Source organism: Aureliella helgolandensis (genome assembly GCF_007752135.1).
In the GTDB taxonomy this organism is placed as follows: Bacteria; Planctomycetota; Planctomycetia; order Pirellulales; family Pirellulaceae; genus Aureliella; species Aureliella helgolandensis.
This window is the reverse complement of sequence record NZ_CP036298.1, coordinates 1,779,094-1,799,568: the sequence shown is the minus strand read 5'-3', so window position 1 is coordinate 1,799,568 and position 20,475 is coordinate 1,779,094. Positions and strand designations below refer to the sequence as shown.

Below are 20,475 nucleotides of genomic sequence, written 5' to 3'. Positions count from 1 at the left end.
TGCAATTTATTCAAATATCCTCCATCCCTGGAGAAGACTCGGTCATTTGGCGTAGGGCCGAGTCGCATCCACTGCCGTTGATTTCAGTTCCGTCCACGCACAGCCTCAATCGATCCTGGAGCCGGTCGATAGCAGTAGCCCTGTGCAAGACGCAATTTGAGTCTTATTTCTGCGACGTTGGATTCCTCGATGCTCACTTTCGCTGTGTTCGTCTACCTCCTGTTCACGATTGCGATAGGGCTCTACGCGTCGAGCAAGATTCATGGTGCCAAGGATTTCATGGTAGCGGGGCGTTCCCTGCCACTGTACATGAACTTTACCACGGTTTTCGCAACCTGGTTTGGTGCCGAAACGGTGCTCTCGGTCTCAGCCAATTTCGCCCATGAAGGGCTGCACGTTATTCCGGGCGACCCCTTCGGCTTTGCAGCTTGCCTGATCTTGGTCGGCCTCTTTTTCGCACGCGCGTTCTACCGCATGAATCTGCTCACCATCGGTGACTTTTATCACCAACGCTACGGCAAATCGGTGGAGGTGTTTACGTCGGTGGTCATTACCCTGTCCTACGTCGGCTGGGCAGCCGCTCAGCTAACCGCGCTGGGGTTGGTTCTATCGGTGCTTGGTCAAGGTGCCGGATACGAGTGGTTGACGATCAATCGAGGCATTCTCATTGGTGCAGTGATTGTTGTGTTTTACACCACGGTCGGGGGCATGTGGTCGGTTGCCCTAACCGACATGATCCAGACGCTGGTCATTATCGTGGGTTTGCTGATCATTGCCGGACTGATGGCCAACATGGCCGGCGGCGTCGGTACCGTCTTCGAAGCGGCCCGCGATTCCGATCGCTTGAGGCTCTTCCCCAACGAAGGGATGGCCAGCTGGTTGACCTTCCTCGCCGGCTTCTTGACGGCCGCACTGGGCTCCATCCCCCAACAAGATGTTTTTCAACGCGTGACCAGCGCAAAAGATGAGCAAACCGCAGTGCGAGGAACGTTACTGGGAGGCTCCTTCTACCTGCTGTTCGCCTTCGTACCCATGTTCATCGCCTACGCGGCGGTCGTGATTGAACCCGAATACTTAGCCAAGTTTAGCAGCGAGGATATTCGCGAGATCCAGCGAACTCTGCCACACATCGTGATGAACATGACGCCCTTTTGGGCACAGGCAATATTCTTTGGAGCGCTCCTGTCGGCCATCTTATCGACCTCCAGCGGCACACTGCTCGCCCCATCCAGCCTGTTTGTGGAAAACGTGCTGCGTCCTTTCCTGCCAGGGATGAGCGACAAGCGACTGCTGCTCTTGCTGCGACTGATGTTGCTCGTCTTTGCAAGCGGAGCAACCTATCAAGCGATCACCAGCAACAAAACCATGTACGAGATGGTGGAGTACGCCTACAGCGTTACGCTGGTTGGCGCCTTGATCCCGCTGGCACTTGGCCTGTACTGGAAAGGGGCAACCACGCAGGGCGCCGTGGGCTCCATCTTTTGTGGGATTTGCGCGTGGCTCTATGTGATGTATCAGTGTCCGGAGTTTATCGTACCACCCCAATTGTGCGGACTGGCTGCCAGCCTAGTCGGCATGCTTTTGGGCTCACTCACCCCACAACTCATCTCCACACCAGCACAGCCCGCCACGGCTAGTTCTTCGGTGTCCACCTGAAGCCGAGTGTTTTCTCAAGAACCGCCGGCTCGCCTTCCCCTGCGTTTTCATTGGGAACTTCGACGTCGAGTAACCCTGCAATTTGCCCCCGATCGTTAACGGCATAGGCCGCGCTATAGAGGCTCGACGGATGCAACTTCAAAACTTCAGCCTGCGATCCTTTAGCCACAAATGCCTGAGGTCCCCCCTCGGGGCCCGCTGGATCGTTACTCAACCCAAAGATTGCGCCAGTCGCCGTGATCGCTCGCGCTTCGCCGCTCTCGTCCCCCGGTAGCAAGTCGATGATGGTGATCTCCCCCTCCAAATTGACTCGCACGGGAACGAGACCGTGGTTGGATCCCATCGACACGGCCATTTCCCCTCGATTATTCAGATCCCGCATGACGCCCGATTCGGCACTCACCTCCTGCCGCAACCATTCGCCCTTCTCAGAGAGATTCCAGGCGTAGAGTGAGCTATCAAAGCGATTTCCGGGATGGATCTTAAAGGTAATGCAGGCAGCAATGCGTTTCCCATCGGGAGAGATCACCGTGCCTCCGGTAATTAAGAAGGGATTGCTATCCTCAATGGTTGGCAGCGCGCTGACATCCCAGTGCTCCGTGGTTTCATTCCAGCTCCAAAGGCAGGGTCGGACCTTGAACGCCTCGGCTGCCGTTGAATACCCCACAATCCGCTTACCGTCTTGACTGATATCCTGGGCATGAGAAACATGATCGTTGGGAAGCGTACCCAGCTCGCTTATTTTGCCGGTCTGCGTGTCCCACACGACTGCGGCTAGACTGCCGTCGCGGTGCCCCATCGCTCGGCTGGCATAGCCGACGACCTTGCCATCATTGCTGACCGCCTGCCCTTCGACATTGGTGTAGCCCTCAAGTTGAGGCATATCGAGCAGTCGCTCCCCCTCGCTGTAGAAGTAAGCCAGCGTTCGCATGCCCACCTCTGGCCCCAACAATTCGCGAACCCCCAACACGGCGCCACGTTCATTCATGGCCACCACCTGACTGTAGCTAGCTGAATTGTCGAAAACCTCCAATTTCCCGTTAGCTCCATCCCCCACGATCCGAATTTGGCCAGGAGGATTGAGCGTCTCCTCCCCGTGAGAAATCACAGGAGATTCTGCTAGGGCGCTGAAAGCCAATGCTGTTGCTAGCAAGGACTTAATACCCCCAAGTTGCCACAAGGAGCGGAAGCAAGGCAATTTCTGTTGGCTATTCGACATTGGAGAACGTTTCCATCTTGAGTTGATGAGGTTGATTTCTGTAGTTTAACCGCTCACCAGCAGACGTGCCGCACACACTCATCAGCCCAATTGGGTAGGCACGTATGGACAAATTGCCAGGAGCTTGGCCCGTGGGACTGCGAATAATGGACGGAACACGTCGCGACACGCCTAAAAGTGTATTGCTGACTCGCTTGAGCGCCATCGGTGATTGTATCCTAACAATTCCACTTGCCGTTGAAATCAAGCGACTTTGGCCACACTGCACGCTGACTTGGATCGTGGATTGCGCCGCTGCCTCACTGCTCGAATCCCATCCGGCTGTGGACGAGGTAATTCGCATCCCCAAGCAGTGGCTCAAAAGCCCTACTGAATGGAGCTCTCTTCGCCAGGAACTGCGTGCCAGGGAGTTTGACTTCACCTTCGACCCTCAGGGACTGAGCAAGAGCGCCACGCTGGGCTGGCTGAGTGGTGCCCGACGACGGATCGGGTTCGACTACTCCCATGCACGGGAATTGGCCCCACTGCTCGCGACCCGGCGCATCCGGCGAACCGCTCGCCACATGGTCGACACCTACCGACAATTGCTGTCCCCCTGGACGCCAATTGAAATGGGCCAAGGCTCCTTCGACATGCCAGTCTACCGCGACGCCGCGTTGCAGGTCGAAGAACTACTGGATAGCCTCGAATGGAATGCTTGGGATCGCCACAATTGGGTCGCCATTAATCCTGGCGCTGGTTGGCCGACCAAGACTTGGCCAGTGCAGCGTTTCGGCATGCTAGCCCGCGAGTTGCATCGAGAATACGGCAGACGCAGCATTGTTCTATGGGCTGGCGAAGACGAGCTGCTCAAAGCAAAAGTCATTGAGGAGGAGAGTCGAGGCGCCGCCTTCGTAGCTCCCGCGACAGATCTACCTCAAGCACTCGAGGTGATTCGGCGTAGTTCGCTACTAGTGACCGCGGACACCGGACCGCTGCACATGGCCAGCGCCGTAGGAACCCCTTGTGTCAGCCTGCATGGCCCAACCTGGGCCGATGAATCGGGGCCGTATGGAAATCGCCATATTGCCATCCAAAGCCCGCTCTTGCCCCACCCCAAGAAAGTCGCCCGTCGAGGGCATAACGTCGCCATGCAAGCCATTGAGCTGGATGACGTTTTCCATGCCTGTGGACAACTCCTTACCAAGCAAGCGATCTCCCATCGCTTAATTGCTTAGTTGCAGTACCACCGCATCGACAGCTCGCAGCACCGCGGGCCGCATTTAGAGTTTGCCCGCACGGCAGGGCTCAGTGCACAATGAGCCCCCCTGCCTGCCAACCAGTTTCGCGGTCGAAAAACAGCGACGAAGCCAACGAAGTGTCTCTTCCGATCCTCACTGAATTCATGGATCCGTATGCAAGCCACCCCACCTCCCACGACCGCAGACTTGCTGCATGCGGAGCGCCGCGTGAATCCAGTGGTGTCCGTGCTAGTGTGCTGTACGGTCCTGGGCTTACTCATCAGCCTCATCTGCTTGGCAGGCTACGGAAAGCTTGGATTTGAGAAAGCGGTGACCCGTCTGATGCACCCGGTCGGCCTGGGTTGGCTCATCCTCAGTGGACTGCTGACCTATATGTTGCTTTGCCGCCCGTGGCGGCGGGCCTTTGCATGGTTCGTTCCCTGGTCCGTTCTGACGCTGCTCAGCACTCCAACTTTGCCAAGCCTTGGAATGCGGTATCTGGAAACCCAATTCGTCCCCTACTCCCCCGCTTCCAGCGCCCCCCTCGATGTATTGGTGGTGTTGGGTGGCGGCACCAGCCTTGGTCCCTATGGGCCGCAAGCAGGTGATGCTGGGGACCGGCTCGTGTGGGCTGCACGCCTGTTCCACCAAGGGCATGTCAAGAGTTTGATCACCACCGGGGCAGCCATTGAAGGTCCGGGAATGGAACAACGCAGTTCCGCCGCAGACCACACCCTGAAGATCTGGACCGATCTAAACATCCCACCCAATCGAATACGCCAAATTGGTGGGCGTACGACCTACGAGGAGATGCAAGCCCTCAAGGAACTCCTGCCGCAACTCAGCAACTCCCGGATTGGCCTACTAACCAGTGCCTGGCACTTGCCTCGAGCACTCAGACTTGCCCGCGCCCAGGGCTTAGACCTAATTCCGGTAGCGGCAGACTATCGCACGCGGGGAGAGCCCCCTAATTGGATGGACTACATCCCATCGGCGAAAAACCTAGTCACCTTCGAAAAGCTCCAACATGAGTGCATGGCAGCCTTGGTCAGTCGCTAACCGAACCTGTCCTTCAAAGAATTTGCCAACCTTCCGAAATCCCAGCCCAAGTCGACTTGATCTGTCAGTAAATAGTCGTAGAATTCACTCATCAGCTGCACCCGTGGCGCAACTGGATAGCGCATCGGTCTTCGGAACCGAGGGTTATAGGTTCGAATCCTATCGGGTGTACTTAGTTTTAGCAGCGATTGCCTGAGACTGAATCTGAATGCTCGCGAGCAATCGTGTGCTTTACACTGGAGCTAATCATCGCGCAGGTGCTTTTGTCGGCCCCCCGACAGAAAGCTCCAAATTTTTGCCGATTGGTGAATGCCTAGCGTTGCCTTCTTAAATCGCAGCTCGGCCAAGCACCTTGGCTATCTTGCGTTGCAGATATGGAGGTAGGCAGTTAATCTCCACCTTCATAATTTCCGCAGTACATGCGAAATGCAGCTATCGGTGCGGTGCTTCCCTTAACCATGAGCTGATTTCTAGATCAGCTTTTTCTTGAGTTGCCCCGCCAGGAATATTCCGCTCTCTGCATTAGCCAAGTTTTTGAAGAAATTGGCTTCGCGCAAATTGCTCCCAATTCTCTTGATCGCTAAGCTTCGAGTCGTTTATACCGAGCCGCACGACTTGCGCAACAGTTGTATTAGCGAGCAACTTAGCTAGGCAAAATGAATCACTCAGCGCATTCATAGCTTCCCAAGGCCGCTCACCGCCCACACTTACCGACGTCGACCAAGCAAGCACGCTGCGATGCGATTGCCGGGCGAGCAGTGATCAAAAGTACACTTCCTGCTTCTTGCTGATGTCATCAGGCACCAATTCATTCTGGATGGATGTGTCCTTGCCACAGGGTCCAAGCTCCACTTCGTTACGGATGCCCAGAAGACTACTCGACAACTCTCGAGCACTACGCCAGCTGCAACGTAAAACTCGTGGCGAAAGGTAAGCAGTTTCCGAACGTAGATTGCAGCCCTCGAACGAGAGCTCGGCAACTGCGGACAAGATGACAACATGTCAGTACTGATTCCAGGTAAGCCGCACTGCCGAACGATGCCAGTAACCGAGGCGCCGCCCAAAACAATGGTTTAAAAAACAACACGACGCCTTCGGTTCACCGATTGGTTATGCAATCTGTTTTGTGTCCTGCGTGCCTCCTCAATACCTGCAAAATCGCGAGTCCGTCGAAATAGATCGTCCGCCATTTTTGCAGTGCAATCTATCGACAATTTCCGAAATTTCTCTTCCACCAATTCGATCTTCAGGCTTTGCGGATTTATTGTGCAGCACGATGCGTATTCCCTCGACGGCAATGCCAAAGAAGACGACACCCAATAGTCTGAAAGGAACCGGTGCCTCCGTCGACATGGCACCAATCATCCAGAAGATCCCGAAAGCTAACGCTATTCATCCATCGGCAACGCAACCAATCGCCCCTGCCATGGAGTCCGTTACTGTGCGTCGCCAAATAGCCCTTTCAATGCATCACGGCCGAAATCACCGAGTTGCCTAAGGTGATTCGTTAGTAAGTTTCACCGAATTGACAACTCCGGTGCATTCTCTGACTACATATTTTGTTAATCCGCACCAAGGTCCTGGATGAATCGTGCATGTGGCACTACGGCGTTTCGATCAACTCCAAGTTGTTCGACAACGATCAATTGCAAGGCAGTCCAAACGTCGGTTGGATTGCGAGTCGAGTACCGTGTAGCAAGAGTGTTGTAGTTAATCGCGACAAGGTTTGTTACGAGATCACGAATCGTAACGCAATTTGACGCGGGATAAATTGCAAATGGTGAAGTCAGGAACATTAGTATGGCGGAACAGATGACGCCAGACACTACGGCAGCGAAGATTCCGACAAGTACGCCCTGTTGCGCAAAACCGAGAAAGGAAGCAGACACGACGATTGCAACAAGCATGCAGTTAACAAGGGCAAGCCACGATGGTCTTCCAAGACGAGGGAATTGCAAATCCATCCGGGAACTAAGAGTCAGCCAATAGGACCGTCGACCAAGCAACGGGATGGCTCGTTCCAATTTCGTTTTAGGACGTACTTTCGAATGCGGCAAACCAAGCGAGCGCAGATGTCGCCGCAGTTGATAAAATGCAGCCGCAGTCAAGCAAGTGCTAGATTTCAAGGTCGTGTCAGCAGTCTTTTCGAGAATGAATTCGTATACGTCGCCTACCGTTAGCATCTTACCGGCGCGATCGTCTGGGAGTGAGATGCCAAACGCCTCTTCAATTTCCATTACGAGTTCGACGACATCAAGTCCCATTGCGATGCCCCTTCAGTCTCCAACACGTAACGTTTATGATCACCGAGCCGAAGCAGTTGGTCTTCGATTCCAAAGCACGCGCGAGCCCAGCGTCGCATGCATCGTTTTGCTATCCGTCGATTTGCGTCATGCTGTGTTCAGCGAAGTCGCCGGATAAATTCACGCAGACGTTTCTGGTCTTCACGAGAATAATAAGTGTAGTGACCAACAATTTCCTTCCGAGTTGAATCCTCAATGAAAAAGATTCCGAGCAACTCGAATATTTTATCAGATTCAATTTTAGCCAAAGAAAGTGTTTCCGGCTTCGAAGTAAACAGCATGCTTGGGCCGGTAACGCTATTGGCGTCAATCCGAATATCCAAACGATCGATTTCAATAGCAATCGCCCAAACAAGTGCGCGAATCACGACTAGAAAAACCGCCCAACCGTAAGGAATGCCAAGCCATTCAGTAAACGCGAAAACAAGTAGGCCGATCGTCAGACTGCCCCAGGCGGTCGTTGCGAAAAAACGCAATCGGTTCGCCTTCAATACTAGACCTTTTTGATCAGCGACACTCATAAGATTTAACCCGAATAGCGCCCCGATGATCGAGCTGGGGCAAGTAAATTCCCCATCAGAAAGCAGCCTGTATTGCTCATTTTGCAAGTGTGTCATGAAACGCGTGGTAGAGTATAGCGGTTCCATAAAGGGTATCGCAGAATGTCAACACGTAAGATTTTAACGCCAGAACAGAAGATAGCGATTGTACGCGAGCACTTGATTGAGAAGGTGCCCGTTTCAGAGGTCTGTGACAAGCACGGGATCAGTGTCGTCAATTTCTACAATTGGCAAAAGCTGCTGTTTGAAAACGGAGCAGGCGCATTCGAGCGTAAAAAGAACGCCGCCAACGTGCGTATGCAGCAGGATGCCAATGCCGCCAAGATCGAGAAGCTCGAAGCGAAGCTGCAGCAGAAAAACGAAGTCATTGCCGAACTACTGCAGGAGCACGTCGAGCTAAAAAAAGAGCTTGGGGAATCTTAAATCGCACCTGGGTTCCCCACGAACAACGTGATGCGGTGGTCGACTTCGTACGCAAATGGACGGCGGCCACGGATGTTACCAGCAAGCAACTGCTTACATGGGTCGGATTATGGTCATCGACTTTCTCTAACTGGAGTCGGAGCTACGGCCGGACGTACGAGCACAACGGCTGGGTACCGCGTGACCATTGGCTCAACGAAGAGGAGAAGCAGGCCATCCTCAAGTTCCATTTCGATCATCCACTGGAGGGCTATCGGCGGCTGACCTACATGATGATTGACGCAAACATCGTCGCGTGCAGTGCCGGGACGGTGTATCGCGTACTCAGCAGCGCGGGCCTATTGCGTAGAAATAGTCGTAAGTCAAAAAAGGGGACTGGCTTTCAGCAACCTCTTGTGGCTCACGAACATTGGCATATCGACATCTCTTACTTGAACATCGCAGGGACGTTTTACTTCATGGCGACCGTACTCGACGGCTTCAGTCGTAGTGTGGTGCACTGGGATATTCGTGAGAAGATGGAAGAGATGGGTATCGAGGTCGTGCTGCAAAAGGCACGAGAAAAATATCCCGATGCGCGACCACGAATCATCTCCGACAACGGGCCGCAATTCATTGCCAAAGACTTCAAACACTTCGTGCGATTGTGTGGCATGAAGCATGTGCGTACAAGCCCGTACTACCCGCAAAGCAATGGTAAAATCGAACGATATCATCGCACGATCAAGAGTCAGTGTATCCGGCCACTGAGCCCCTTGAACTTGGAAGAAGCTAAACGCGGAGTAGCCAAGTTTGTGGAAGATTACAACACCGTACGCCTACATAGTGCTGTAGGCTATGTAACTCCGCAAGCGATGCTCGAAGGACGGCAGCAAGCGATCCTTGAGGAGCGTGACCGAAAGGTCGAGGAAGCCCGCATGTTACGAGCACAATCGCGTGCAACCAAACGTCAGAAAGCGACGCCGGGATGTTCGGACGCTCCGCTAGGAATAAGCTATGCTAACAGCAATGCTGCGGAGGATAGAGCACTGCTGGGAAGCAACTCGAGCGCCGCATCATCGCCGTTGACAAACATCCGTGGAGGGCATTCACCGCTCTAGGTTGCGCGGTCGTTGCGCATGGTCGGCGCGATCGCGAAAGAACCGGAGGGCATCCTACCCGCCAAGGTAAATGCCGCGTTGCGTCGGACTGTTGAAAGCGTCGTCTCACTCCGGTGCAGATCTGGCTCACTCGTTAGTGACTCCTGGCGTCTTTGTCTTCTCGCACCTTTGTCATCTCGTCCGACACCTTTGATCGCTTTCCGATTAGTGCTCTCGTATCTTCCGAGGTTGAGATAATGCGAGCCTCATCACCCCACGCAATGATCGAGTGAGTACTCAGCAATACTTTGGATAACGTTGCTGAAAGCGTCCCCTCGCCAGGCTCTCCATTCGCAATCTTTTTTGCGAGCAGTTGAGCCGAGGCGGAACCCGGTTTAATAAGTTGTGCTTTCGAGAGGTGTTTCGACTGAGAGAGCAAAAACAGGTCTTTCGACTGAACATTCAGTTTTGCTCTCGCCGCTGATTTTGGATGGACAGCTGCGAGAAAAAACACAGGACCGTCCTCAACATTTAGCTTGAAGACAATGCTGCCACCATCGAAAGCGTAGTCCTCAAACGACACATTTACTCTGTCGGACAGGCAGTCCATAAGCGTAAGCTCATCGTCCGCTATCGCACTATCACCAAGCAAACTGACGATGATGAAGACGACACACAGTCCGACTAATCGGCTACAATTTGCTCCTGTCGAATTATCAGTCATTGCTCACACTCCAGATTTAAAACAGCGAAAACAAATTGCCCTCTTTCGACTTATTCGATCGGGGGTGAGTTGTTTGGAAGCTGAGAACCGTTTCCGGTCTTACAGTCCCGAACGAACGTCGTTTTGCACGGATCAACGGCGATCTTTTTGTCCTTGAGTAACTGAGCGGTGCATTTACTCATCTTTTTATCACAACGATAGACAATTTTAGATTCTTTGCAGTCACAGTCTTTGCAGCTTTCAGTCTGTGCACTCGCGGCAGAGGGCCATGATTTCTTCAACATTCCCGGAATGTCGCTACAGTGGATCCAGCCAAAAGGCCGCTTCTTTCTGTCAATTAGATCTGGCCAATTTGGTATTGTGTGATCCTTGTAACGCTCCTTGCACTCTTCCATCGTGTCGTCAGCGCTACAACAGATAACTGCCATGTTGTCGCACTCCTCTGTCGGCACCTCCGGATTACAAGTTCCTACTAGTGGACACACGAATGGATTAACGCACAGGCTGCAACCCATGTAAATAGTCTGCGTGCATTTTAGGCCAAATGGATCCGTATATCGCAACGGCTTCCCGCGAATATACGCGACTAAACTCCACCCACCCCGATACCCGATAGGATCCCTGGAGCAAGTGACCAATCGAGCGCTCCCTACATAGCCTGCTTCGCGTAAGTTAGCGTAGCGCTGTGAGTTAGTTCGAACCGATGGACGGACAGTGCAACTACGACTCCGCCCACGCGCGCGAGGCGAGGTTTTGAAGGTAACTTCAGTTATTGGGGAGAAGGCGACCATGACTGTCATTCTAACGGATTATCGTGGCCGTTCGCCATCGCTCAAAAGATGTTTCGAGGCTCCCTGGCCGCTTGCCGCTATGCCGTTTTCGCTTCCACGTATCCTTGCGTTCCAGAGAAAATGCCATCCAGGCACCGCGGCCAGCAATCAGGCGATCATCCATGCTCGCCTCGCGCTCCGCTATCCTTGGTCTCTCTCTTTAGTGCCAACACCACCAAGCACCCGCAAACGTTCTCCGCTGCCACTAGAATTCCGATCTCATCCCTGGTTGCGTCTCGGTCAGATTCACTCACGAACTGGCCTAACCTCTCGCCGCTACAGCCCCCAAACCGTCAACAGTTGCGACCGCGAATTACATTTGCGATTGGCAAGAATCAACGCGCGATCGGTGTCTTTTTGAGATCCCCTCACTTTCATTGCGGTTCACTATTGACATTATTAAAGTACACTGCCCGATACTCTGGTCTGAATCTAGCGACATAATTCTTTCCGCGGAGGCCTGTTTGGGCGAGACGTTCCCAAACCCAATCAAGCGTTTCAATGCCAACTTCTTTTGCGAACTTTTTGCTCGCCTCGCTCGTGAACTTCGCGACTTCATCTGTTGCAACGCTGTCAACTGAAAAGAAGACATTGTCGTAGGCGGTTCGGGTCCAATTAATTGCGCTGTCCCACTTTTGAGCTGAAACATCTGGTGGGCATTTGCTGCGTAGCGACTCGATTAGTTCTACGCCTACTTTTTTATTATGGGCGAACGAAACCAGCCGCCAAAAACGCTCTCCTCCCACAACGGCCATGGCTAGGGCAACTACGAGTGAAAAGCTAACAGCGATCTTCAAGTTAGGTTTGGGCAATGGGCACTCCTAGTGATATGTCCGCAACGGGATGATCCCACGCAGAGAATTGTCAAGGTTGAACGGAATTCAAACGGCAGCACGTTTAGTTTCCGTGTTGCCACCAAGCGCCGTTCGCGTCGACGCCGCAGCCAGAGCTTCCTGAAACTCCAACGACGTTCAGCCCCGCACCGCTCGCTGCGTTCTTAACGTCGTCACCTAGGCAATTAGATTGAGGTTCATTTCCATCGCCGCCTGTTCGGCGACAACTACCTCTGCGCTTCGTGTTGCCTCAATCAATGAAGATACCGAAATAAGACACTCTTCTGAGTATTTAGGGGATTGGGGAGTCGCTAAGCGTTGCCTTCGTCGGAGCCGGCCGTCGGTCGTTCAAACATAGCGATGACTGGCGGCCGGCGCAGTGAAGGCAAACGCTCGTTGCCTTTGTTGGAAGGTCATAGGGAGCGAATTCGGTATCTTTCTGTTGAGGCAACCACTACCGTTCGGTATCCATTCAGTTGAGGCAATGCGCGCTTTAGCGACAACTAGAAGTTCCTATCGAGTATTGGGATTTGCCGTAGCTGCCGAGTTGTGAAGTGAGCCGTAGGCGAACGAGCAACTCGGCAGCTACGGCGTCGACTGGGCTAGCCTAGTCCTTAAACAAGCGTACTCCACTTGCTTGGCGGAGCATTTGCGCATAAAAAAACTCGAAATATCCTGCAGTTTGTTGGTCTTTTTTCACCAGCCCAACAAGCCGCTCGCTAACCACGATGGAGATTTCGAGTGAAGACGATTAAAGCAGATTTGATTCGAAAACGCAAACGACGTATCAAGAACAGGTTACAGAATTCGGCTGCTCACGATCGCGGACACCCCATGCTCAAAGGGGACAAGATTGCGTATGAGCTGGCACAAAAAGCAGGCGGGACCGCCTACGGGGGCGTCGCCGCCATCCATCGATTCGCAAAGAAGATCGGACTGCCGAAACGGATCGACGATGCCTTGCACTTGTTCAAAATCCATCGCCCCTATCATGAATCCGATCATGTTTTGAATTTGGCTTATAACGCGCTCTGCGGAGGAACTTGCTTGGAGGACATTGAACTGCGCCGCAACGATGAGTCATTTCTCGATTCGATCGGAGCCGAAAGGATCCCCGATCCAACCACCGCAGGAGACTTCTGTCGCCGATTCGATCCCTATCATATTAATCGTTTGCAAGATGCCTTCGATCAAGTTCGCTTGGATATCTGGCAACAACAAGACAATGCGTTCTTCGATCAAGCGACCATCGAGATGGATGGCACGATCGTCGAAACAACCGGTCAGTGCAAAGAGGGAATGGACATCAGCTACAAAGGCATCTGGGGTTACCATCCGTTGGTGATAACGTTGGCCGAAACGGGCGAAGCTTTACGCCTGGTCAACCGTAGCGGCAATCGTCCCAGCCAAGAAGGCGCAGCCGAGCAAGCCGACACGGCGATCTCGCTTTGTCGCCAGGCAGGCTTTCGCCGAATCGTTCTGCGAGGCGACACCGCGTTCACTCAAACGATTCATCTGGACCGCTGGCACCGGGCAGGCGTGAAGTTCACCTTTGGCATGAAGGCCTACCCGGGACTCGTCGATATCGCGGAAAACGTGCAAATTGACGCTTGGAAGCAGTTGCCTCGCTCGCCCAAATACGCCCCGAATACACCTGACCGAGACCGTCCTGAGAACGTGAAAGAACAGATTGTCCAGCTGCGTGGCTACCCCAACAAGCGTCTGACTTCAGAGTGGGTCACCGAGGTTCCTTACAGCCCCACCGATTGCAAAGAGACCTACCGCTTAGTGATCCTTTGCAAAGAACTAGAAGTCACCAAGCAGGGTCGATTGTTCGACGACTGTCTGTACTTCTTCTACCTGACCAACGAAGCGGGCGATGTGCTCAGCACCAATGACGTTGTGTATGCCAGCAACGATCGCTGTGACCAAGAGAACATCTTGGCTCAGTTAAATCAGTGCCGGGCGCTCCACGCGCCGGTGGACAACCTGGAATCGAATTGGGCTTACATGGTGATGACGGCCCTGTCGTGGAACTTGAAAGCGTGGATCGGATTGAGCGTTCCGATAAACGGACGCTGGCGTGAGCAACACAAGCAAGAAGGTCGGGCTGTGATCCGCATGGAGTTCAAACAATTCGTAGAACAGTTCGTGCGACTTCCGGCACAGATCGTTCGCAGTGGACGGCAGTTGGTGGTCCGTCTGTTGTCATGGAGCGAATCTCTGCATGTGTTCAATCGCTGGGTTCGCTTCGCGCTTGAGTGAGTGCCGAAATCACGAAGCTGAGGTATGTAAGCCTCAGTACCGCCGCCAGCCTCAAACCGCCCGCAGGGCACCTGACCGACCGATGCCTGAAATTCACGACCGAAAAATCCCCCGCTGGTCCCGCCAGCAGATCGCCGCTGCGCCTCCACCAACTGCCCAAAACACATCCGGCATATACTTATTTAAGGCCTAGTGGTTCCTATCTTTGCCGGAGCGAGGTGGTCAATCGACCAAGTGGGACTGGCAATGTTCGATCTCGTCGTCAAGCTCACCGATCAGCAACATTGCTATCTTGTCGGCGACGATACCCTGATTCACAAGACAGGCTTGAAAATCTACGGCACAGGGATGCACCGGGATGCCAGCCAAAGTTCCAGTGGCTTCACGTCGTTTCGCTGGGGCCACTGCTGGGTCGTACTGTGTGTCTTAGTCCCTTCACGAAAAGATCCGACGCGAAAGTACGCGATCCCGGTTTTGATGAGGCTCTATCTGAACACCAAGACCAACAAAAAGCTACGTCGCAAGCATCGCAAGAAGACCGACTTAATGCTCGAGATGATCCAACTGTTGACCCAGCATGCGGGCGAGAAATCCCTGCATTTCCTGGGTGACTCAGCTTACACCGGTGGTCGCATGCTGGAGCAAATCCCCAGCGGCATGCACGTCACCGGTCGCATTGGCAAAGACGCCAGACTCTGTGAAGGTCCACGACCCAAGAAACCCGGGCGAGGCCGTCCACCACGACGTGGACCGGTGCTGCCCAAGCCGACCGAGATGTTAGCGACCAAGGGACTTCGTCGCACCACGATCAACCTGTACAGCCAATCGAGCTTTCATGTTCGGATCACGTCGGTGGTCTGCCGGTTGTACCTTGCCCCTGAACGAGAAGTCAAAGTGGTCGCGGTGGAGCACCTTCGCGGCGGGCGGGGAATCGAAGTTTTCTACAGCACCGATGTCAACTTGAGCGAAGAAGAAATTTTGCAGCGGTTCTCTTTTCGTTGGCCGGTCGAGACGACGTTCCAAGAAGCCAAGGGTCACCTCGGTCTGGGCGAACCGCAGAACCGAGTCCGCGCAGCGGTTCGCCGCACGACGCCATCAATGTTCTATCTGTATGGTCTGATTGTGTTGTGGCACGAACACGTCCGGCCAGAGCCTGGTCCATTCATACGAATGTGGCGTGGCAAACGCCATGCATCGTTCGCGGATATGCTCGCGACGCTGCGTCGCGATTCAGTAGAGGAAACACGACAATCTATTTTCTCAGCCGGGCGTTTACCGCCAGCGGCTCAGAAATTAATCAAGCCCCTGGAAGTTCTGCTGTCACTCGCAGCTTAAAAGTGCGAAAGTCGAACTAAGGCTCCAACACGCTATCCATTTGTCCAAAGCAATCTGCGCCTCTCCCTTTCTCCACAATAGTTTGCACAGCGGCATGCCCCCAGCTGGTAGGCTTTTCGTTGTAAATGCTTATCCGCTCAAGGTATTCTACTACACTACGCGTTCGCAGAGCCATTTCGTCCTTAGATTTTCCTGCAGTTAGCTTATCAAGCAGTTGATCAACTTCAACTTCTGTCATCAACTTGCCGTTTTCCGGGTGACTGGGGTCACTGCAAGCGATAAGCACCGCGGACTGCGGCTCCACCTTGGGAAAGAATTTGTCATTCAGTGGAGATTCCGGACAAACCGACAACACAAAATGTTCTTTGCCGTCGCTAGGTTCGGATAGTCTGAATAATACCGATCCACCGTCTAGAGCGAAGTGGACATCAACCACAAGAAGAAGCTCTGGATGCTTCGGTTGTTCGACGTCTTTCCCCGGACACCCACACATCAAAACGATAAGTATAATGCTGGAAATCCGAGGTGTACCCGCGAATGTCATATGCTTTGCCTCCAGGGCCAGTTGGATGGAAGTGGAGGCCAATTTCGGGTAATGCCTGGTTGCCAAGGTAAGCGAGTACCGTTCGGTGTAAACGTAATTTGACCTGTTTTGCAATCCTTGTTCATTGTGAAAGCACACCAATTGCGAGGCATCTTTCCTGCTCGCACCTGTTTTGCAATTCCCTGGGTAGCGTCATCGTCACACAAATGGGTAATTGACGATTGTGTACACCCGCAATCCTTGCAAGCGTCATTCAATGCCTGAAGTCGCGGACCAGCACGATTGCGGAAAATCGTTGGGAATTGGTAGTCGTAGATATAGCCGTCACCGGTCCCCGTTGGCCAATCAGGAAACGTGTGCGGGTACGCCTGCTGGAATAGTCCCTGGGTCGATTCCATGAAGCAACAAATTCCACCAACTCGATAGCAGTCCGGAAGTGGATAGTTTCCGATACTCGGCCGAACATTGCCAGCATGCCCCACTAAAACGTAGGAGTGGCAACCCTTAGTCGGTGGCGCTGGTGTTGGCAACGGAGCAACCGGCCTGGTCGGTCCAGGCGGGACAACCGGAGGTTTAGGATCAGGGTCGAAGTTTGGTGGCAAGAATCGACAAGTTATAGGGTCCCTGCGGGGATCAATATTGTCAGGTGGAATCAATCCGGAAGGGTCAACGCGTCGAAGTGGTCGGTGTGATACATACGCATACAGGCAGCGCGATCCTCCCCAATGCCCGACCGGATCTTTGGAGCAAGTAACCAATCGAACGCGACCGACATAAGCCGCTCCACGCAAGTTGGCACCTGATGCGGAGTTAGTGAGCGACGATTTGCGGCTGGCGCAAGTACGATCCTGCCCACACGCGCGCGAGGGGGTTTCGAAGAGCGGTTCAGTGTCAAGTGCGATGGCGACCATGACTGTCATTGTAAGTGATGGTCAAGTCCGCTCGCCATAGACCGAACTCCTGGATTTTCGACTATTTCTATTCGGCGTCGTTCCGCCATAAAACTGACAAATTCAGCTCATGTCTAAGCTAAGCGAGAAGAGGCAGAACCCACACATTAGAAAGGCATCGGAAACAAAACAGAGTTTTCGACTATTTGAATGGCCTTCACGACAACGCAACAGAATCAGCACAGCGAAAGTAAGTAGTGTTGCCGACGCACTCCGCACAATCGTCTGTGGCACTGGGAGTAAGGAACTTGTGGTCGTTACAGTTGCGAAAACCCAAATGCCCACAATCACTATGAGCCCCAAAATTTGCAATCGACTTGTTGCCCCTTGCGGAACTAGGCCGTGGAGCGGACGTTTTCCACCAACGAAGTTGACAGTGGGCCAGAGAATTGGCAGTACTAAGCAAGCGATAAACCCGAAAGCTGTGTTACGAACAAGAGCCAATGGTAACGCAACTGCTAGCGAATAGCTTGCAAGAAAATAAAGGCTTCGGCTCATGATCTACATTACCACTAAATCAGACCAATCGTCACCACGACAGTAAGCAGCGAAGTCTATTCCCCAAATAGCAGCCGCCGCCGCCGCAACGCTGCCTTCGATTGTTCCAAGGTCACCAGTGAGGCAGCTCGCAACTCCCGTCATGAAATTTTTCATTACCGAACATCCAACTTTCTTGTAGGCTTCGTCCGACGTACAATCGTCCGTCAACAAATCACAAACAGCACCTGGAATGGTTGAGGATAAGCCATAAGCGACCCCGACCATACACTTGAGAAGCGCGGGATTGCCTGCTGCGACCATACCTGGAATAGCGGCAATCGCGCAACCTAAGCCGCTTCGGCATGCAATATTCGTTTTGCTGCGACCTTTCCACCAGCCACCTGCACCTGCTACGATCCCGCCGCCTACACAACCCGCCGCTCCGCCGCCGACAATATGCCATAATTCTCCCTGCGGATCGATTGCGCTCAACGGTATTGAATCACAATAAAGATAGAGGGACCAATCTGGCCGATACCCAATCGGTTCTCTGGAGCAAGAACCCAATCGAAACCACTCGTCATACGTCGCTTCATGTAAGTTGGCTTGGCAGCTTGGCTTAGAACGGACAGACGCACTCGATATGTCACTACGACGGTGCGCGCGCACGCGTAGATGGGGCTGGGATGCAAAGTCAGCTTTTCGTGCGAGGGCTACCATGCGGCAATTGTACTCGATGATCGGGTCGCGTCGCTGCACCGCAGAAGTGTCAGCACTGCAGTGAGCCGAGGATTCAGCGTTCATCAATCGCAGCATCTACAGCGGATCGCACTCAGTGGTACAGAATGCCCATTGAATTCTCGATTGCGTCAGCCCTCGTCACGCGAGAGTTGTCGCAAACGTTCGCCGTTCCCTGAAGCGAGCCGCGAAAAGTTGCGGCCGCGACTAGCATTAGCCTCAAGCAATCACCACCTCAAGGCGTCTCGCCGGCTGCCCCTCTGCCGGGTCGCCACAACCTCCCCGGTAAACTGCTGTGGCCCCGTATCCCAGATGTCTCGGGAGTCGGTGAGGGCTTTAATAACAAGCTAAAAATGATTACCAGACAATCGTACAGATTTCGAACATAAGAACCCTGCGAAACGCTCTCTATCACAAATTGGGAGCAATACCCGAACCAACTTTTACCCACAGATTCTTCTAACGAAGCGTTTTGTTTTGGTGACTTGCTTGGCACGGTAGAGCGTCGCGACAATGACTCTTTGCAGAAAGGTGAAGTGCCAAGGCCCGTGTGCAGAATTCGTGCTGAAAGTGGTTCTGAATAGCGGAAATTTGAATGGAACTCTCGCTGCAGTCATTTGTACACACTGTGCCGAACACTCCTTCCCTCAAGAAAAAACGCTTTCGAGGCTCAGCCATTCCGCCTAATTCACCACGCACTTCTCAAGAACCAACTCAGAAATTTTCATTTCATCGAAGTGGGAAAATTGCACGTGACTCTTCAGCACTGAACTTGTAATCAGTAGCCTTTCAGCCTGCATCCTCCTAGCGTCGATATGTTTTATGATAAACCCGTCCAATCTCAATATTCTGCAGCGATGGTCCGGCCATCGCGTATTGGCTCCGATATCCCGATTTTTACCGGCCAGGAGGGTTAAGCTTTCAAGAACTAATGACTCTTTGGCAGGATAAAGACAGGAAAGGCCTGGAAACGTTAGGGTCAGGTGTTTCATGGTTTCCGAGTACACGACTTTTAGCTTCGATGAGCAGCTGACCTCGATCATTGAAAGATTCAGAATTCGATTCGTCCTGAGATTGTGAACGTTCTCAGAAATTGAAACTCGCGCGAGTGTTAAGTCTAGCGTCTCCCCCTCAAGGCAGGATTTAATAAGGTTTTCTGAGAGCAACGCGTTGTCAATATACAGGGACTCTGCGCCTCGAAGTACCGTTGCAAACTCCTCTGCGAGCCTAGTCGGCTTACTGCTTGAAAGATGCAGTTTTTTGACACCCTGAATATGAGCCAATAAACGACTCTGTGACGAAGCGTAGTCCAAATTAGTAATCGCAAGATCCTGTGGGCATGGATTATTTACGAATTCGTCCATGTTGACATTTTTCATATCGACAGAACCGGGCTGGGCAAATCCAGTGTAGGCAAATCCCGTCGAAAGTAACAACAGGGCTGCAATTGTATTTGAAAGTCTCATATTAAGCGAATTAACATCTAAGGAATTGGGTGCGAGTTGAACGGGTTGACGACATATGGTTGCGAATCGTCTTCAGAAACCAGATTGTCCAAAGCTTCGCAGTAGTTTCTGTCCACTATCAGTTTTCTTGGATCGCTTGCGCAGCGATGGTTCATTGGGTGATTCTTCCTCACGCAATGGACATCGGGCTGAATTTTTGGGCGAGGCTCATCGTCGTCAGGCCTGTACCCTCCGCAATGCCCTAACTCATGCGGAGTCGTTGTAGACTGAGCCCCACCAGTAGCTGGAACAACGAAATTCCCGCCATAGCTCACCCCTGAATTCTCTGCTCCAGAACTGGGAACCTGTCCATTAGTAATAATTACGCCGCTCACTGTGGGCTTGAAATTGTCGCCACATCGATCTTTTGGGAAGGACGGCCGAATTCCACGTGGCGCTATGTCGATAGGCTCTGACGCAAACCTTGTAAAGAGTGTTGCACAAGCCAATTCAAACTGCTTGCAACACTTATTCATCGCTATTTGAGTGGCTGCGTGCGCTTGACGGGCGGTCGCTAGCGCATTGGCTTTTTGATCGCGAAAGTAGCTATTTCGAATACTTTGGTCAGCAGTATCAAGCCAATCTGGATCGAATTGCCAGCCGAAGCAAAGCCGTATTTGCCGAAGACCAGCTGGATCTGTGTGATTAAGAGGTGTAGACAACACATACGTGAACCAATTGATTCCCCCCTGAAAGCCGATGGGATCTCTGGAGCAAGTGACCAATCGAACGCAAGCAGCATCAACTGGTTT

15 protein-coding genes and 1 tRNA gene are annotated in these 20,475 nt (G+C 52.9%); 8 read left to right on the top strand and 8 right to left on the bottom strand.

The features are described 5' to 3' along the window. Positions 1-189 precede the first annotated feature (189 nt). Positions 190-1,656 (top strand): sodium:solute symporter family protein, encoded by a 1,467-nt coding sequence (locus Q31a_RS06415; RefSeq protein WP_145075649.1) that lies wholly within the window; start codon positions 190-192, stop codon positions 1,654-1,656. On the opposite strand, the gene Q31a_RS06410 is transcribed toward Q31a_RS06415, so the two are convergent. Continuing rightward, complete coding sequence (locus Q31a_RS06410) at positions 1,634-2,875, bottom strand: hypothetical protein (RefSeq protein WP_145075646.1); 1,242 nt, start codon at positions 2,873-2,875, stop codon at positions 1,634-1,636. The genes Q31a_RS06415 and Q31a_RS06410 overlap by 23 nt on opposite strands. Positions 2,876-3,006: 131 nt before the next feature. Between Q31a_RS06410 and Q31a_RS06405 the strand changes: the two genes are divergently transcribed. The 3 genes from Q31a_RS06405 to Q31a_RS06395 all read left to right on the top strand — a co-directional run bounded on the left by Q31a_RS06405 (position 3,007) and on the right by Q31a_RS06395 (position 5,325). Then, on the top strand, positions 3,007-4,092 hold the full coding sequence (locus Q31a_RS06405; RefSeq protein WP_231691089.1) for a glycosyltransferase family 9 protein: 1,086 nt from the start codon (positions 3,007-3,009) through the stop codon (positions 4,090-4,092). A 177-nt stretch (positions 4,093-4,269) separates the two neighbouring features. Beyond that, entirely contained in the window at positions 4,270-5,154 is an 885-nt protein-coding gene (locus tag Q31a_RS06400) for a YdcF family protein (RefSeq protein ID WP_145075640.1), read from the top strand. Positions 5,155-5,251: 97 nt separating this feature from the next. Continuing rightward, positions 5,252-5,325, top strand: a tRNA-Arg gene (locus Q31a_RS06395). A 1,391-nt stretch (positions 5,326-6,716) separates the two neighbouring features. On the opposite strand, the gene Q31a_RS31315 is transcribed toward Q31a_RS06395, so the two are convergent. Together Q31a_RS31315 and Q31a_RS06385 are read right to left on the bottom strand one after the other, a co-directional pair. Then, positions 6,717-7,418 carry an acyl carrier protein gene (locus Q31a_RS31315; protein ID WP_145075637.1) on the bottom strand — a complete coding sequence of 234 codons (702 nt, stop codon included), beginning with the start codon at positions 7,416-7,418 and terminating at the stop codon, positions 6,717-6,719. Between the two features lie 137 nt (positions 7,419-7,555). Then, positions 7,556-8,074 (bottom strand): hypothetical protein, encoded by a 519-nt coding sequence (locus Q31a_RS06385; protein ID WP_145075634.1) that lies wholly within the window; start codon positions 8,072-8,074, stop codon positions 7,556-7,558. A 45-nt stretch (positions 8,075-8,119) separates the two neighbouring features. On the opposite strand from Q31a_RS06385, the gene Q31a_RS06380 reads away from it, so the two are divergent. Together Q31a_RS06380 and Q31a_RS06375 are read left to right on the top strand one after the other, a co-directional pair. Beyond that, positions 8,120-8,440 carry a transposase gene (locus tag Q31a_RS06380; protein WP_145075630.1) on the top strand — a complete coding sequence of 107 codons (321 nt, stop codon included), beginning with the start codon at positions 8,120-8,122 and terminating at the stop codon, positions 8,438-8,440. A gap of 35 nt (positions 8,441-8,475) precedes the next feature. Then, on the top strand, positions 8,476-9,540 hold the full coding sequence (locus tag Q31a_RS06375; protein WP_197356316.1) for an integrase core domain-containing protein: 1,065 nt from the start codon (positions 8,476-8,478) through the stop codon (positions 9,538-9,540). 133 nt (positions 9,541-9,673) lie between these two features. Here Q31a_RS06375 and Q31a_RS06370 read toward each other — a convergent pair whose 3' ends face one another. Beyond that, the gene (locus Q31a_RS06370) at positions 9,674-10,243 is read right to left on the bottom strand and encodes a hypothetical protein (RefSeq protein WP_145075626.1); all 570 of its coding nucleotides are present in this window, start codon (positions 10,241-10,243) and stop codon (positions 9,674-9,676) included. A 1,204-nt stretch (positions 10,244-11,447) separates the two neighbouring features. Next, positions 11,448-11,885, bottom strand: a complete 438-nt coding sequence (locus Q31a_RS06365) for a hypothetical protein (RefSeq protein ID WP_145075623.1) — start codon at positions 11,883-11,885, stop codon at positions 11,448-11,450. Positions 11,886-12,647: 762 nt separating this feature from the next. Here Q31a_RS06365 and Q31a_RS06360 point away from each other — a divergent pair. Together Q31a_RS06360 and Q31a_RS06355 are read left to right on the top strand one after the other, a co-directional pair. After that, positions 12,648-14,171 carry an IS1380 family transposase gene (locus Q31a_RS06360; protein ID WP_145075619.1) on the top strand — a complete coding sequence of 508 codons (1,524 nt, stop codon included), beginning with the start codon at positions 12,648-12,650 and terminating at the stop codon, positions 14,169-14,171. A gap of 192 nt (positions 14,172-14,363) precedes the next feature. After that, positions 14,364-15,506 (top strand): IS701 family transposase, encoded by a 1,143-nt coding sequence (locus tag Q31a_RS06355; RefSeq protein WP_145075617.1) that lies wholly within the window; start codon positions 14,364-14,366, stop codon positions 15,504-15,506. Positions 15,507-15,522: 16 nt separating this feature from the next. Here the strand turns inward: Q31a_RS06355 and Q31a_RS06350 are convergent, their stop codons facing one another. From Q31a_RS06350 to Q31a_RS06340, 3 genes are all read right to left on the bottom strand, one after another. Next, the gene (locus Q31a_RS06350; RefSeq protein ID WP_145075615.1) at positions 15,523-16,092 is read right to left on the bottom strand and encodes a hypothetical protein; all 570 of its coding nucleotides are present in this window, start codon (positions 16,090-16,092) and stop codon (positions 15,523-15,525) included. A 1,409-nt stretch (positions 16,093-17,501) separates the two neighbouring features. Further along, positions 17,502-17,972 carry a hypothetical protein gene (locus Q31a_RS06345; RefSeq protein WP_145075612.1) on the bottom strand — a complete coding sequence of 157 codons (471 nt, stop codon included), beginning with the start codon at positions 17,970-17,972 and terminating at the stop codon, positions 17,502-17,504. Between the two features lie 929 nt (positions 17,973-18,901). After that, the gene (locus Q31a_RS06340; RefSeq protein ID WP_145075609.1) at positions 18,902-19,684 is read right to left on the bottom strand and encodes a hypothetical protein; all 783 of its coding nucleotides are present in this window, start codon (positions 19,682-19,684) and stop codon (positions 18,902-18,904) included. Positions 19,685-20,475: the final 791 nt, after the last annotated feature.

Coding starts and splice junctions, on each gene's coding strand:
- Q31a_RS06415 (WP_145075649.1), top strand. CDS start 190: ATGCTCACTTTCGCTGTGTTCGTCTACCTCCTGTTCACGATTGCGATA.
- Q31a_RS06370 (WP_145075626.1), bottom strand. CDS start 10,243: ATGACTGATAATTCGACAGGAGCAAATTGTAGCCGATTAGTCGGACTG.
- Q31a_RS31315 (WP_145075637.1), bottom strand. CDS start 7,418: ATGGGACTTGATGTCGTCGAACTCGTAATGGAAATTGAAGAGGCGTTT.
- Q31a_RS06380 (WP_145075630.1), top strand. CDS start 8,120: ATGTCAACACGTAAGATTTTAACGCCAGAACAGAAGATAGCGATTGTA.
- Q31a_RS06385 (WP_145075634.1), bottom strand. CDS start 8,074: ATGACACACTTGCAAAATGAGCAATACAGGCTGCTTTCTGATGGGGAA.
- Q31a_RS06410 (WP_145075646.1), bottom strand. CDS start 2,875: ATGTCGAATAGCCAACAGAAATTGCCTTGCTTCCGCTCCTTGTGGCAA.
- Q31a_RS06340 (WP_145075609.1), bottom strand. CDS start 19,684: ATGAGACTTTCAAATACAATTGCAGCCCTGTTGTTACTTTCGACGGGA.
- Q31a_RS06400 (WP_145075640.1), top strand. CDS start 4,270: ATGCAAGCCACCCCACCTCCCACGACCGCAGACTTGCTGCATGCGGAG.